This window comes from Pseudidiomarina xizangensis, from assembly GCF_052541995.1.
In genome coordinates this window covers 62,715-76,710 of the sequence record NZ_JBOBQA010000003.1, presented here as the reverse complement: position 1 = coordinate 76,710, position 13,996 = coordinate 62,715, and the positions used below count along the sequence as shown (strand labels likewise).

General features: G+C 47.7%; 11 protein-coding genes. 7 read left to right on the top strand and 4 right to left on the bottom strand.

What is annotated here, in order from left to right:
• Nucleotides 1–88: 88 nt before the first annotated feature.
• Nucleotides 89–409 (bottom strand): hypothetical protein, encoded by a 321-nt coding sequence (locus ACQ5ES_RS08855; protein ID WP_445015960.1) that lies wholly within the window; start codon nt 407–409, stop codon nt 89–91.
• A 210-nt stretch (nt 410–619) separates the two neighbouring features.
• On the opposite strand from ACQ5ES_RS08855, the gene ACQ5ES_RS08850 reads away from it, so the two are divergent.
• Nucleotides 620–1,156, top strand: coding sequence for a WYL domain-containing protein (locus tag ACQ5ES_RS08850; protein WP_445015958.1), 537 nt, complete (start codon nt 620–622; stop codon nt 1,154–1,156).
• On the opposite strand, the gene ACQ5ES_RS08845 is transcribed toward ACQ5ES_RS08850, so the two are convergent.
• The gene (locus tag ACQ5ES_RS08845; protein ID WP_445015956.1) at nt 1,153–1,626 is read right to left on the bottom strand and encodes a methylated-DNA--[protein]-cysteine S-methyltransferase; all 474 of its coding nucleotides are present in this window, start codon (nt 1,624–1,626) and stop codon (nt 1,153–1,155) included. The genes ACQ5ES_RS08850 and ACQ5ES_RS08845 overlap by 4 nt on opposite strands.
• Nucleotides 1,627–1,673: 47 nt before the next feature.
• Here ACQ5ES_RS08845 and ACQ5ES_RS08840 point away from each other — a divergent pair, with 47 nt between their 5' ends.
• Complete coding sequence (locus ACQ5ES_RS08840) at nt 1,674–2,885, top strand: Nramp family divalent metal transporter (RefSeq protein ID WP_445015954.1); 1,212 nt, start codon at nt 1,674–1,676, stop codon at nt 2,883–2,885.
• Here ACQ5ES_RS08840 and ACQ5ES_RS08835 read toward each other — a convergent pair whose 3' ends face one another.
• A complete protein-coding gene (locus ACQ5ES_RS08835) occupies nt 2,886–3,872 on the bottom strand; it encodes a hypothetical protein (RefSeq protein WP_445015952.1) in 987 nt (328 codons plus the stop codon).
• A 70-nt stretch (nt 3,873–3,942) separates the two neighbouring features.
• Complete coding sequence (locus ACQ5ES_RS08830) at nt 3,943–5,622, bottom strand: NAD-dependent malic enzyme (RefSeq protein ID WP_445015950.1); 1,680 nt, start codon at nt 5,620–5,622, stop codon at nt 3,943–3,945.
• A gap of 74 nt (nt 5,623–5,696) precedes the next feature.
• On the opposite strand from ACQ5ES_RS08830, the gene ACQ5ES_RS08825 reads away from it, so the two are divergent.
• From ACQ5ES_RS08825 to ACQ5ES_RS08805, 5 genes are all read left to right on the top strand, one after another.
• Nucleotides 5,697–5,876 (top strand): hypothetical protein, encoded by a 180-nt coding sequence (locus ACQ5ES_RS08825; protein WP_445015948.1) that lies wholly within the window; start codon nt 5,697–5,699, stop codon nt 5,874–5,876.
• A gap of 163 nt (nt 5,877–6,039) precedes the next feature.
• The gene (locus ACQ5ES_RS08820; RefSeq protein ID WP_445015946.1) at nt 6,040–8,520 is read left to right on the top strand and encodes an ExeM/NucH family extracellular endonuclease; all 2,481 of its coding nucleotides are present in this window, start codon (nt 6,040–6,042) and stop codon (nt 8,518–8,520) included.
• A gap of 105 nt (nt 8,521–8,625) precedes the next feature.
• Entirely contained in the window at nt 8,626–10,317 is a 1,692-nt protein-coding gene (locus tag ACQ5ES_RS08815) for a serine hydrolase domain-containing protein (RefSeq protein ID WP_445015944.1), read from the top strand.
• Complete coding sequence (gene gdhA / locus ACQ5ES_RS08810) at nt 10,314–11,666, top strand: NADP-specific glutamate dehydrogenase (RefSeq protein ID WP_445015942.1); 1,353 nt, start codon at nt 10,314–10,316, stop codon at nt 11,664–11,666. The genes ACQ5ES_RS08815 and gdhA overlap by 4 nt, the downstream gene beginning before the upstream one ends.
• 111 nt (nt 11,667–11,777) lie before the next feature.
• On the top strand, nt 11,778–13,934 hold the full coding sequence (locus ACQ5ES_RS08805; RefSeq protein ID WP_445015940.1) for a S46 family peptidase: 2,157 nt from the start codon (nt 11,778–11,780) through the stop codon (nt 13,932–13,934).
• Nucleotides 13,935–13,996 lie beyond the last annotated feature (62 nt).

Genomic DNA, 13,996 nt, shown 5'->3' with positions numbered 1-13,996 from the left:
AGTTTAGCCTTTATTTATAGCATAAAAAAACGACCACATGGCTGTGGTCGTTTTAAGTAACTACATCTGATCATCTAGACTGGAGAGATTAACGGTTATTACCGTTACCGCCGTTGTCACCATTATCTTTTTTCTTTTTGTCTTTGGTCTCTTTCTTTTTCGGATCAGCATCGGTTTTCAAAGCTTCACGTTGTGCTTCTCGCTCCGCTTTCATCGCTTCGTGTTCAGCTTTCATTTTCTCACGCAGGTCTTCTTTACGCTGTTCCGCTGTGTTTTTTGAGTCTTTAGCTTTGTCTTTCGCGTCCTCAGCTTGCTGTTGTCCCTGAGTCGCACTTTGGTTTTGTGCAGCAGCACTTAGTGGTAGCGCCATAACCACACCAGCAATCAATAATGTTAATAAACGATTCATAGTGAGCTCCTCAACTACGGTTTTGCGGCGAACCGTAAAGTATGTAATGAATAGATTGTACTTGAATTACATTAATCCTGCTTAATAAATCGACATAGACAAAAAATGTTTGCGATTGTTTTACAAAAATACCACGCTGCGACATAACGTGTCGCATGAGGGGTATAACCTTGCAACTTGGCGATACTGAATCAGAAAGGGAGTTCAGTTATGCAAACGGTTCTACGCTATTTATTAATGTTGCGTCATGTACCAAGACAACCACAGAAAATTGACGTCAATACACTACGAAAACGCCTTTCGGAGCACGGCATTGATGTAAGTATTCGCACAATTCAACGCAATTTGATTGAGCTTTCAGAGGTGTTCCCGTTGACCACTGATGAACGCGGTAAACCTTATGGTTGGAGCCTGCTACCGGATGCTCCGCTACTGCCTGTTTTGTCGTCTAAACAAATCCAACGTATCGCGATGACTGGCGACAAGGCATTAGCCGAACCTGTCAGTGTTAAATTGCGTTGTGTATCGGAAATTAAAAAGCAACTGGAAGCCTACCCGCTTAATGAAAGCCAGCGTCTGAAGAGTATTGGTGAGGGCGTTTTACTCACTGCCCATGCGGACTTAACCGATGAGCTCATCGTTTGGATCTTGAGTCACGGAGCTAAGCTCGAAGTACTGGAACCTACCGAGTTACGCAGTAAAGTTGCTGAGCAAGCCGAGATCATGCATCGCTATTACCAAACTTAAGCTCGCACCGGCCAACATCCTTCATGGCGGAGCAACCAAGCTTTTTTTTCTAAGCCTCCGGCGTACCCGGTCAAGGTACCGTTAGCGCCGATCACTCGGTGACAGGGCACTACAATTCCTATTGGGTTTTTACTATTCGCCATTCCAACCGCTCGAACAGCTTTCGGGTTATCAATTGCTTTGGCGACATCAGCATAGCTGGCCAGTTTACCGAAAGGAATTCGTTGTAAGCAGTGCCATACCTGTTCCTGAAACTCTGTGCCGCGCGGACGTAGCGGTAGGTCAAAAATACGTAAACGACCGTCAAAGTAATCGTTCAACTGTTGCGCAGCCGCACGTAAAATTGGGCACCAGTTTGTTTCGGCGACGGAAGATTGCACGAAGGAAACTTCGGTAATAGCTTCGCCATCACTGTAAATTGCGACAGGGCCTAATTTGGAATTGATACTTGCTTGATAAATTGTGTTCATGGTATTGATTTAGCACATCTTCAAGGCCTATTCCAGAGAGAAGCAAAATGAAATTTAAGCTTAACCAACTAAGTTTCGGGCCCGCAACCCTTGTTGCGGCAGCTTTTATTGGCCCGGGAACGGTTGTTACCGCAAGTCTCGCCGGTGCGAATTTCGGTTATGCTTTGCTCTGGGCGCTGGTTTTTTCAGTGTTGGCGACAATGATTTTGCAAGAAATGGCGGCACGACTTGGCGTTGTAACCCAACAAGGTCTTGGCGAGGCGATTCGCTCGCAACTCGAAAACCCGTTGTTCAGATGGTTTGCCATAGGCTTGGTCCTTGCAGCCGTGGTGATCGGCAATAGTGTCTATCAGGGGGGGAACCTGACCGGCGCGAGTCTGGGCATGGCGGGCTTAATTGGCGAACAAGCGACTTGGCTGCCATTGGTTCTTGGCGGTTTAGCTGCTGCGCTACTTTGGAGCGGCAGCTATCGTTTACTGGAGCGTGTACTCATCGCGCTAGTGTTAGTGATGAGCCTAGCCTTTATAGCGACGTTTGTTATTGCACAGCCGGATTGGTCAGAATTCTTCCACGGCTTGTTAGTACCAAGTTTACCTACCGGTTCATTGTTAACGGTTATTGCATTAATTGGAACAACTGTGGTGCCGTACAATCTTTTTCTTCATGCCGCGAGTTCGGCACAAAAATGGAAAAGCCCAGAGCAGTTACCACAAGCCCGCGGCGATTTATTGGTTTCGATCCCGTTGGGTGGGTTAATCTCGATTGCCATTGTGTCGACGGCGGCGGCAGCATTTTTCGGTCAAGCTGTGACTTTGGAAGGCGCTGCCGATTTAAGTGAATCACTACGACCACTTGCTGGAGATGGTGCTACCTGGTTGATGGCTATTGGGTTGTTTGCCGCAGGCTTATCGTCGTCGTTAACGGCGCCGCTGGCATCGGCGTATGCCCTTAGTGGCATATTTGGTTATGGTGGTAATCTGCGCAGTTGGCCGTTTCGTTTAACGTGGCTAGCGATTATTGCAATTGGCGTTATCATCGCCTCGTTGGGAATTCGTCCAGTAAACGTGATTTGGTTTGCTCAGGTAGCCAACGGCATGTTACTGCCTATCATGGCGTTGTTTCTGGTATGGGCTTGTAATCATAAAATGATGGGGAATTATCGAAATTCTTGGCGGCAAAATTCACTGGCCGCAATTGTTGTTCTCGTTGCGGTGGGTTTGGGACTACGAAGTATCGGCGCCGCACTGCAGTGGTGGTAGCTAGTTACCGAATTGCAGCTCGAGTTCAATGCCGACCAGCCAGCGCGGTTGGCGATGTTCGTTGAGATTTTCGCGCGGCCAATGCATACCCACCCAACCTTCAAGGTAGAGCCAATCACGCAAAAAACGCGAACGGTGTAATGCGCGTAAGCCATAATCTTGCAGCGGGACTACATGTTCAGTCTCGCCGTACCACCAGATCTCCGCACCGACCGCACGTTCGTGATGATAAATGTAATACAGCTTTTCTGAAGCGTGCCAGCGAACGCCTTCGGTTCGTTCGGCGAACGTGCTGCGGAGCCAAAACTTATTAAACCAACGGTCGCTTAAGGCAAAATCATGTTCAATCGTCTGTGCCACACCAAAACCGTCAGTATCCCGCCAAAAACCAACGGTTTGTAGGCTTATTTCACTACGTTCATTGATAATCCCTTCGTAACGGTAACGTGCGCGAACATATGGGTCTAAGTTGATCCCGCCACGAAATCCGGCGCCAAAGGATACATTATGGTTTGCATGCACCAGCGGATCGAAACCTAAACCGATCATCCACTCCTCGTCGGCTTCATCGCGACGAATAACTGTTGGTCGAGTGGTCTGCTGATCGTTGATGAAATCGTCAAAATCGCCGCGCCCAATTATCGCTGAAATCTTTCGTTCGGCATGGGGCAATATAACTTTAGCGCGAAAGCTTGAATCGATTTGGAGACCATCGTACTCATCCCATTCGGGCTTCAGGGTAAGGCTACCGTAGGCATTCTCGTAGTCGGAACGGTTAATGTTTTCGGTAAAAAATGAATCGAGCCAAGCTGCGGTAGCACTTACTCCGGTGCGTAGGCCGGAGCGAATGTCGTCGACGAGTTCCGTTTCTTTGTCGGCGTCCTCAGTTTCTGTTTGCTGCGCGCCCACCAGGCCACTGAGCGTCAAACTTAAAAGTGTGACGGTAAGTAAACTCAATGGTTGGCATAAACACCGGCGACGTCGCATTACGCTGATTCCTTTATGAGTATGCCTTTGAACATACAAGGAATCAGCTGATTTTGCCAGTTAAGGAATGTTAAATACTGACCCGTTTATAATGTCGGTATTCGGGCTCCCAAAAATGCGAATCAATACGTTGTCGCAAAACTTCATCACTTATTTCCAACGCATGGCCTTCGGCCTGTGCAACTTTGCCCACCGCAAAAGCAATGTTTTTACTGAGTTCAGCAATTTGGGTCAATGGCGGTAAAAGTTGCTTGGTTTTATCCAAGGCCCGAGGTGAGGCTTCAGCAAGAGTATTACTCGCGGCCATCAACATTGCATCGGAGATGATCCGGGCTTTAACTGCCAGCACACCTAAACCTATACCGGGAAATATATAGCTGTTGTTGCATTGCGCTATCGGGTAAAGCTTACCGTTAAATTTAATTGGTTCGTAGGGGCTTCCGGTTGCTACGATGGCATCGCCGTTGGTCCATTCAATAACATGAGCTGGATGCGCTTCGATTTGCCGTGACGGATTGGACAGTGGGAAAATAATCGGCTGCTCAGTGTATTGATGCATGGCCCGAATGACTTGTTCAGTAAACAGTCCCGGCTGTCCGGAAACGCCGATGAGAATGGTTGGTTTGGCACAATGCATGACATCTAATAAGGATGGATAATCACCACTATGCTGCCAGGTGTTCAGCTGTTCCCGCTGTTGCACCAGGGCTTGCTGAAAGTCACGTAAGTCTTCCATACCCTGAGTAAGTAGCCCGAAGCGATCGACCATATAAACCTGCTGGCGAGCTTGATTGTCGGTGAGCCCCTCGGCAACCATTTGCGCAATCACCTGCTCGGCGATACCACAACCCGCTGAACCGGCACCAACAAAAGCGACCCGTTGATGTTTAAGCTGTACACCTTTCGCTTTGCAGGCGGCGAGCAAGGTACCTACCGTAACCGCTGCGGTGCCTTGTATGTCGTCGTTGAAACAGCAAAAATCATCGCGATAACGTTGCAAAATGGGCATCGCATTGGGTTGTGCAAAATCCTCAAACTGAATCATTGCTTCTGGCCAACGGCGACGTACCGCGTGCATAAACTCTTGGATAAATGCGTCGTAATTCTCCTGATCGATGCGCTTGTGGCGTGCGCCCATGTACATCGGGTCGTTCAACAATTTTTCGTTATTAGTGCCAACATCTAAACAGACGGGCAAGGTGTAAGCTGGGCTGATGCCGCCACAAGCCGTGTAAAGACTTAACTTGCCAATGGGAATTCCCATACCACCAATACCTTGGTCGCCAAGCCCAAGGATCCGTTCGCCATCGGTCACCACAATAACTTTGACCTTGCGCTTAGTTGCGTTACGTAAAATATCGTCAATTTGGTCACGCTCTTCGTGCGCAATAAACAAGCCTCGCGAGCTACGGTAAATATCGGAAAACTGCTCGCACGCATCACCTACAGTCGGGGTGTAGATAATTGGCATCATTTCTTCAAGGTTATCTTGCAGCAGGCGATAGAAAAGTGTTTCGTTATTATCTTGAATGGCACGCAAGTAGATGTGCTTGTTTAACGCCGTATCAAAGCTTGAGTACTGCATATAACAACGTTGCACTTGTTCTTCGATGGACTCGTAGCGCGGTGGTAATAAGCCTGTTAAATTAAATTTTGCGCGTTCTTCACGGGTAAACGCACTACCTTTGTTTAATAGTGGTGTCTCTAACAGATTCGGACCTGCATAGGGAATATACAGCGGATTCTTCATGGAATCATTCTCCTGGCGCGTACGGATTCAAAAGCTTTGAGGCCGCTATTATGGCAAAAAAATAAGGGAAGCACATGGAAAATCCGACCTTTGGAGTAAAACTTGAGTTGCTTGACAACTACAAATTTGAGATGGATTTTGGCGACTTTGGGCGCATCATTACCGATGAACCTGAGCCTCTTGGCGCGAGTGAGAGCTTCGTAATTACCTTCAAGTTCCTGCAAGTAACATTACGCAAAAATACGGTAGCTTAATTCATCTGCATGTTAGCTCTTACGTAATGCGTTTAAATTCGATGGAATAAACTTCACTCATGATGTCATTCTCTTGTAACAAAAAGTCATTAAATTGTTATTAAATTACGCTATAGTGATTCGCGCAAACTAAGTGGATTACACAACAATAAGAGAAAGGACTATGAAACGTCATAACTTAGCACTTGCAGTTTCGGCACTACTGGTTAGTGGTGCGGCATCTGCAGATATTATTATTTCTGAGCACATTGAAGGCAGCAGCAACAACAAGGCTATAGAATTTTACAATGCCGGCTCGACCGAGATCGACCTAAGTACCTATGTTTTTGAAATCTACTCGAACGGCAATACTGAAGCAGGAAATACTGTACCACTGGCTGGTACTTTGCCCGCAAATGGGATTTATGTGATCGCTCACCCTTCCGCAAGCGCGGAAATTCAAGCCATCGCAGACAAAACCGGTAATCTTTATTACAACGGCAACGATGCCTTAGTTTTAAAGAACGGTAATGCTGTGGTTGATTCCATGGGTCAGGTTGGCGTTGATGAAATCTGGGCGTCCGATGGTGTTTCTATGCAGAACCAAACCATTCGGCGCAAAGACACCATCACCTCAGGTGATACAGATCCCAGCGATGCCTATGCACCGGGTGATGAGTTTAACGCTTTCGAAATCGATGATATCAGTAATTTAGGTCAACACCTTGGTCACGGTACAGCACAACCTGAACCAGAGCCTGAACCTGCGCCTGAGTTCGGTGCCTGTGGCGACACTGCGACGCTAATTTCGGAAGTGCAAGGCAGTGGTTTATCAAGTCCATTATTTGAATCTGAAGTGGTTGTTGAAGCGGTCGTAACTGCCGTTTATCTAGAGGGTAACCGACCTTTAAATGGCTTCTTCATTCAGGAAGAGGATGCGGATCAGGATGCGGACCCAGCGACTTCTGAAGGCATCTTTGTTTATCATCAAGATACCGCTGTTAATGCTGGCGACAAAGTTCGTATCGCTGGCGCAGTCGGTGAATATTATGACTCAACGCAGTTAAGTGGTGTTACTGCAATCACCGTGTGTTCGTCGGGTGAAAGCGTTACCCCTGCTAATTTTAGCGTTCCTGTTGACTCATTGAACGCATTTGAGGCGATTGAAGGGATGTTAGTCACCCTCGAACATCCTGTAGTGGTCACTGATACTGACACCCTTGGTCAGTATGGCGAGTTCTGGGTGGCGCGTGAACGTTTATTCACACCAACTCAAGTTGCTGCACCGGTAGAAAATAACGATGTTAACGTGCGTTTGAATGCATTTTTGATTGACGACGCGCGAGGCGTTACTAACGCAGAAGATGTGCCATTCCCTGCAGGTGGATTGAGTGCGGTGAACTCACTTCGTTTGGGAACTGAAATCACTAATCCAACAGGTGTTATCAACTACTCGTTCAGTGAGTACCGCTTATTACCTACCACTGACTTGCAATACATTGATACAAATCCTCGCACGGCATCTCCAAAACTTGCTGCAGAAGGAGATTTGCAGATTGCGTCGTTTAACGTTAAAAACTTCTTTAACGGTGATGGTGCAGGGGCGGGCTTCCCAACTGAACGTGGTGCTGACAGTGTAGCTGAATATGACCGTCAACTGGCGAAATTAGTTGCCGCAATTACCGCTATGAATGCAGATATCATCGGCCTTAACGAGATTGAAAACGATGGTTTTGCTGAGACCAGTGCAATTGCGCAACTGGTTGCTGAAGTCAATGCACAAAGTGATGCAGAGTGGGCAGTTGTGACTTTTGGTGAGGCCGAATATATCGGTGGCGATGCGATTACCAATGCATTAATTTATCGCACTGACCGGGTTGCTGAAACTGGCACTGCGGTATTTACTACAGATGCACCGTTTGATTTTGGTAACCGTCCACCTATCGCACAGACCTTCCATGACTTAGTCAACGAAGATGAAGTTACTGTTGTGGTAAATCATTTTCGTTCAAAAGGCGGTTGTAGCAACAGCGCTGCAGAAGGTGATAAAGATAGTGGTGACGGACAAGGATGCTGGAATGCAACACGCGTCCAGGCCGCTGAACAAATGCTTGAGTGGATCGAAAACGACCCGACAGGACGGGCAGTTGATGACGTAATTCTGGTGGGTGACTTCAATTCTTATGGTATGGAAGATCCAATCCAAGTGCTGGTCGATGCCGGCTATACTGACCTGCAAATGGTGGAATTAGGTGCGGAAAATCACACTTATGTTTATCAAGGTTTGTCGGGCTCTCTTGACCATGCTTTTGGGTCAGCTAGTTTGGCTGAGAAAGTCGTAGGGACAGTAAATTGGAACATCAATTCAGACGAGCCGAAGGTCTTCAACTACAACACTGAATACAAAAGTGAAGTCAATATAGTGAATTACTATAACGAAGACCCTTATCGTAGTTCAGACCACGATCCAGTTGTGGTTGCCATGACTACAGTTGCCGGGGATACCGGTGATAATGATGGCGGTGACGCTGACGTCGATGATGGCGGCTCGACGCCACCGAATGAAGAAGTGCCGAACTTAGATCATGCAACAACCAGCGGTTCTTTCCCAATCTGGTTAGGTTTAAGCGCATTATTTTTAGGTCTAATCCGCCGTCGCGTGTAAATTGAGCAGCGATTAGTCAAAAAATGCGAACGCCGGTCGATTGACCGGCGTTTTTTTTGTTTGCGGTTTTTGGACTACTATAGATTAAAACAAAAGGAGCTGACCATGCGTCTATTACTAACGTACTTTTTCATTTTCTGCCTGGCGGGCATAACTGCTTGTTCACCGAATTCAGAGTCGCAGCAGTCCCCTGTTGCTGATCCGACGCTCGAGCAAATTGAGAAGGTAATGACCGAGGTTTACGCGCCAGATATGCCTGGTGCAAGCGTTGTGATCTCCCAAGCTGGAGAAGTCATTTTCAAGGGTGCTCGTGGCGTCGCGGATATGGAGTTGGATGTGGCATTGCAATCGGGTCACATTCTACGCCTCGCCTCTTTAACCAAGCAGTATACCGCAGCAACAATTCTCAAGTTAGTAGCCGCCGGCGAACTGGATTTGGATGCCCCCGTGGGTGACGTGTTGCCCGACTTCCATGTGCCAGAACTGACATTACATCAATTACTCAATCATACCTCGGGCTTACCAAGCTACACTGAGGTGCCTGGGTACATGGTGGGAGATAAGATTCGCGCTGATCTTTCAACTGCTGAGTTGATTGCACTCACCAGTGACATGCCGCTGGATTTTGCCCCAGGTAGCCAATGGCGTTATAACAATTCAGCCTACGTTGTGTTGGGAGCGGTGATAGAAAAAGTTACCGGTTTAAGTTGGCATGAGGCCATGCAACAAATGCTGTTTGAGCCCTTGGGATTGCAGGCTACGGGTTATTATTCTGCCGCTGAGATTGTTGCTGGCCGGGTCGAAGGTTATATGCAAGAGGAGAGCTTGGTTAACGCACCTTTTATCAGCATGACCCAACCCCATGCGGCTGGCGCCTTGTCGGCTTCTGCCAGCGATGTTGACCAATGGCAACAAGCTTTGCATGGGGGTAAAGTTTTAACCGATGCCATGTACGCACGGATGATTGATACGAGTAAAGGTTTTAACGACTATGGCTACGGTATTGCAGTGAGTCAACTGCGTGGTGAGCCGATGCTTAGGCACTCGGGCGGTATACATGGCTTCAGTACCTTTGCGTTGTGGCTGCCTGAGCAACAAGTTTCGGTAGTTGTGTTGAGTAACTTCATGGGACACTCACCCAGTACTGCTGAAGTTGGTATGCGGTTGGCGAGTCTGGTTATCGGCAAATCATTTCCAATTGAAAAGCCGACAGTTGAACTCGCCGAGGTTGAACTGCGTAATCTGGTGGGCACTTATCGTATTAATGACGACGAGCAGCGCACACTAAGCTGGCAGGACGGTACCCTCTACAATCAACGTGGAGTTAGCCAGAAGCGTGCAATACGGCCTGTGGGTAACGACCAGTTTGTACTGGAAAACTCTCTGGTTTACTTCGATGTGGTGCGAAAACCTGATGGGACGGTGAATGGTTTGAGCTTTTACCAAATTAATTCCACAGAGCCAGAGTACGCCGAGAAAATAAGCGATGAAGTGGCTGTGCGTAGCGTAATTGATTTAAGTGATTCGCAAGCTGCACGCCTCGTCGGTGATTATCAGCTGCAACCAAACTTTGTGATCAGTGTCCGCCATACAGATGCTGGAATTACCGCGCAAGCTACGGGTCAGTCAGCATTTCTGCTGAAAGCCGAAAACCCTAGCGTGTTATTTAACGAGCAGTTTGGTATCGTCATGGAGTTTCAACTGCCTGAGCAGGGACCAGCAGAGCAACTGACGCTTTTACAAGGTGGACAGAAATTGCCTGCGCTGCGTATAGAAATCAACGAGGAGGGTGAATGACATATATCCATGACAGTATTGAGCAACTTAAGAGAAGCAGTCCCGCACAAACAGAATTCTATCAAGCGGTAGAAGAGATATTAGAATCGCTGGCGCCGTTACTAGAGCAAAATCCAAAGTATCGTCAGCACTCCATCATCGAGCGGTTGCTCGAACCCGAACGGCAAATCATGTTCCGGGTACCATGGGTTGATGATGATGGCAAAATTCAGGTGAATAAAGGGTACCGAATAGAGTTTAATTCAGCACTTGGCCCATACAAAGGTGGACTGCGGTTTCATCCCAGTGTAAACGGCAGTATCGTAAAATTTCTGGGCTTCGAGCAAATCTTCAAAAATGCCCTCACCGGCTTGCCGATAGGCGGTGGCAAGGGTGGCGCGAACTTTGATCCGAAAGGCAAATCTGATGCTGAAATTATGCGGTTTTGCCAGTCTTTCATGACAGAACTCTACCGCCATATTGGGCCTAACACCGACGTACCAGCCGGCGATATTGGCGTCGGCACTCGCGAAATTGGTTATTTATTCGGCCAGTATAAGCGACTGGTTAACCGATTTGACGGTGTGTTAACGGGTAAAAGTATACTTTGGGGTGGTTCTGCCTTGCGCAAGGAGGCCACGGGCTTCGGCTGTGTTTATTTTGCCAGGTCGTTACTGGGCAGCCGCGATGATGAACTTAAAGGAAAAACCTGCTTAGTCTCTGGCTCCGGCAACGTCGCAGTTTACACCATGGAAAAACTTTATGAGCTTGGTGCTAAGCCTATTGCTTGTTCAGACTCGAGCGGCACGCTCTACCATCCCAGCGGTATTAATCTGGATTTGGTGAAAGAGATTAAAGAAGTTCGCCACTCCAGGTTGAGTGACTACTGTGAAACCCATAAAGACGCGATTTATACCCCTCGCTCGGATTATCCTGAGAATGGTGAGCAGATTTGGCGCTATGAAGCACAACTCGCCTTTCCATGTGCTACACAAAACGAACTTAATGAGAATGATGCCCAATGTTTAGTGGAACAAGGTATCGAAGCTGTGGTTGAAGGTGCCAACATGCCCTGCACACAGGCAGCCGTTGACCTGCTTCAGGAGCAACACGTTCTCTACGGACCTGGCAAAGCGGCGAATGCTGGTGGCGTTGCTACGAGCCAATTGGAAATGGCGCAAAACGCTAGCTTAACGCGTTGGACGCGCGAGGAAGTGGATGAACAATTACAGTGCATCATGACGCGCATCTACAATGACGCAAAACGCACAGCAGAAGAATTTGATGATCCAGATAACTTGGTACTTGGTGCTAATATTGCAGGCTTCCGACGCGTCGCTGACGCAATGATTGATCAGGGTGTTGTCTAACACCCTGACTTACCCAAAGCACAGGTAAAGATTGACTTTGCGCTTCGCAACGGCAATGATGGTTTGACTCAATAACCTCTTATTTTCTACATAAAAACAACGAGTAATTAAATGAAAAAGTCACTTATTGCATTGGCTCTGGTGAGCTCAGTGGCCGTTGCTGATGAAGGCATGTGGATGCCACAGCAGTTGCCAGAAATTGCGGACCAATTGAAGGCCGCAGGATTAGAATTGGATCCTAACGTTCTAACCAAATTAACTGAGTTCCCGATGGGAGCTGTGGTGAGTTTAGGTGGTTGTTCAGCTTCTTTTGTGTCCCCGCAAGGTTTAGTTATCACCAACCATCACTGTGTTTACAACAGTATTGCTTACAATTCGACTCCGGAAAATGATCTATTGGCTAATGGTTTTCTTGCCTCTTCGCTGGAAGATGAAGTGGCGGCTGCTCCGGGTTCACGTGTGTACGTAACTAAAGCCGTTGAAAACGTTACCGCGCAGGTGATTGATGCGGACACTGCTGAACTCACCGGTAAAGCACGAGTGGATGCGATTGAGGAAAATTACAAGAGTATTGTTGCGGCCTGTGAAGAAGATGCTGGGCACCGTTGTGAGGTTTCTTCGTTTTACGGCGGTCTTGAGTATTACTTAATTAAGCAGCTTGAAATTAAAGATGTTCGTTTGGTGCATGCGCCTGCCGAGGGCGTTGGTAAATTCGGTGGTGATACGGACAATTGGATGTGGCCACGTCACACCGGTGACTATTCGTTTTATCGGGCGTATGTAAGTCCAGAAGGTAAATCAGCTGAGTTTGCTGAAGAAAACGTACCTTATCAACCGGAACATCACCTGACAATCGCGTCAGATTCACTAGATGAAGGCGATTTTGTGATGGCGTTGGGTTATCCAGGTCGCACCAATCGTCACCGTTTGCCGAGTGAAGTGGAGAATACCTTCGAGTGGAGCTACCCGAACACGGTGAAGCGTTTCAGCGATAATCTCGAGATCATTGCGGCACAAACTGAAAACCATAAGGATGCCGAACTTAAGTACGCAAGCCGAGTTGCAGGCTTGAACAACTACCTGAAAAACCGTCAGGGGATGCTCGATAGTTTCGCTAACTCAGATCTTTTACAACGTGAACAAGCTGAGCATGAAGCACTGAAAGAATGGGTGAACGGAAGTGCAGAAAACGGTGCTGCTTATGCTGAAGATCTGCAGGCAATAGAGCGTTTTCTCGCTGAGCGCCATAAAGGTGATCGGGAAGATTATTATCGTTCGTTAGCAGCGCCGCGTTTACTAGGTATGGCAGCGGTTTTGTATAAATTAAGTCAGGAACAAAGTAAGCCAGACGCGGAACGTGAAGCCGGCTATCAGGAGCGCGACTTACCGCGATTTAAAGCTTATGTAGCAGGTTTCGAACGTAGTTTTGATGCGAGTGTTGAAATGGCTCTTGATTTCTACAATCTGAAAAACTATCTCGAGGCACCATTGGAGCAACGTGACGCAAGTTTCGATCAGGCACTTGGTTTAAGTGCTGAGATGTCGGATGCGGAACTTCGCGATGTGATCGCGAGTTGGTATGCAGCGACCGACTTAACTGAGCTCGATGTGCGTAATCAGCTGTTGGCTGCCAGCCCAAGTCAGTTTGCTGATCAAGATGATGTGTTTGTGCAGGCTGCGGTGGCGTTATACCCGCAGCAACAAGCTGAGCAGGATGAAGCGCAAGAGCTGTCTGGACAAATTCAGTCCGCCTACGCGAATTATATGCGGGCTAAAATTGCCTTCATGCGTGAACAAGGTGAAGCAGTTTATCCCGACGCCAACAGCACCTTGCGGGTAACCTATGGAACGGTGACAGGCCGAGACCATGGTACTTATGATGGTACGGCCTGGACCGCGTTCACTACGTTACATGGAATCCAGCAAAAGGCTACCGGTGAGGGTGAATTCAATGCGCCACAAGCGCAGCTCGATGCCATTAAGCATAGAAACTATGCTGATTACTACGTTGAGAGTCTCAACTCGGTTCCGGTGAACTATCTTGCGACGCTTGATATTACCGGCGGTAATTCAGGTTCAGCGGTACTTAACGGCAAAGCTGAACTGGTAGGCTTAGCGTTTGACGGTACATTAGATTCCATTATCTCGGACTGGGACTTCAACATCGACAACACGCGCTCGATTCAAGTCGATAGCCGATTTATGTTGTGGCAAATGGAAGTTGTAGATGGTGCAGATAACTTATTGAAAGAGTTAGGTATTGAATGAACTAATTAAGGTTAACCAAAAACACCGCTCGCTGAGCGGTGTTTTTCTTTGTGGATTCTTTA

Coding starts and splice junctions, on each gene's coding strand:
- ACQ5ES_RS08855 (WP_445015960.1), bottom strand. CDS start 409: ATGAATCGTTTATTAACATTATTGATTGCTGGTGTGGTTATGGCGCTA.
- ACQ5ES_RS08850 (WP_445015958.1), top strand. CDS start 620: ATGCAAACGGTTCTACGCTATTTATTAATGTTGCGTCATGTACCAAGA.
- ACQ5ES_RS08845 (WP_445015956.1), bottom strand. CDS start 1,626: ATGAACACAATTTATCAAGCAAGTATCAATTCCAAATTAGGCCCTGTC.
- ACQ5ES_RS08840 (WP_445015954.1), top strand. CDS start 1,674: ATGAAATTTAAGCTTAACCAACTAAGTTTCGGGCCCGCAACCCTTGTT.
- ACQ5ES_RS08835 (WP_445015952.1), bottom strand. CDS start 3,872: ATGCGACGTCGCCGGTGTTTATGCCAACCATTGAGTTTACTTACCGTC.
- ACQ5ES_RS08830 (WP_445015950.1), bottom strand. CDS start 5,622: ATGAAGAATCCGCTGTATATTCCCTATGCAGGTCCGAATCTGTTAGAG.
- ACQ5ES_RS08825 (WP_445015948.1), top strand. CDS start 5,697: ATGGAAAATCCGACCTTTGGAGTAAAACTTGAGTTGCTTGACAACTAC.
- ACQ5ES_RS08820 (WP_445015946.1), top strand. CDS start 6,040: ATGAAACGTCATAACTTAGCACTTGCAGTTTCGGCACTACTGGTTAGT.
- ACQ5ES_RS08815 (WP_445015944.1), top strand. CDS start 8,626: ATGCGTCTATTACTAACGTACTTTTTCATTTTCTGCCTGGCGGGCATA.
- gdhA (WP_445015942.1), top strand. CDS start 10,314: ATGACATATATCCATGACAGTATTGAGCAACTTAAGAGAAGCAGTCCC.
- ACQ5ES_RS08805 (WP_445015940.1), top strand. CDS start 11,778: ATGAAAAAGTCACTTATTGCATTGGCTCTGGTGAGCTCAGTGGCCGTT.